1 protein-coding gene is annotated in these 499 nt (G+C 42.3%); it reads right to left on the bottom strand.

Features of this window, described 5'->3' with window-relative positions; genetic code table 11:
- On the bottom strand, positions 1-499 hold a 499-nt coding region (locus AC07UV_RS25715), incomplete at both ends, for a RagB/SusD family nutrient uptake outer membrane protein (protein WP_495185857.1).

The raw sequence follows: 499 nt of genomic DNA on the forward strand, positions 1-499 counted from the left end.
GATAGCTTCCAACGGGATCAAAAGTGCATATGCTAATGCGTTAGGTTTCAATAGGTATTCTCTACCGGCCAGTTTACGTGTAAAAGTAATATTATACCCTTCTAGGTTCAGTCGTCTTACATCCTCGTATCGCCTATTGCGAAAGATAAGTTCCTTCCTTCTTTCATTAAGGATAAGATCTCTCAACTCTTCCTCCCCGTTCGGGATATCGGGACATTTGCCTGTTTCATATCTCGATTTTAGAAAATAATTCAATTTCTCGATCACATCCCCCTTTTTACCCGATATCTTCAATGAAGCCTCCGCAAAAGTCAGGTACATCTCACCGATTGTACTCCCCGTAAACTGAATGTCGTTATCCTGTGCAAAACTACCCCTGAATTTTACTTTCTTTTCTCCCTCTTTTACAAAAAACAATTTCTTCCTGCGGTCGCCATCACTATAGCCAGCATAGAGAGCTGTGTCCACATAACAGTTCTGCCGGGTGAGCAGCTGGCTA

Source organism: Sphingobacterium sp. GW821-FHT03E03 (genome assembly GCF_059420745.1).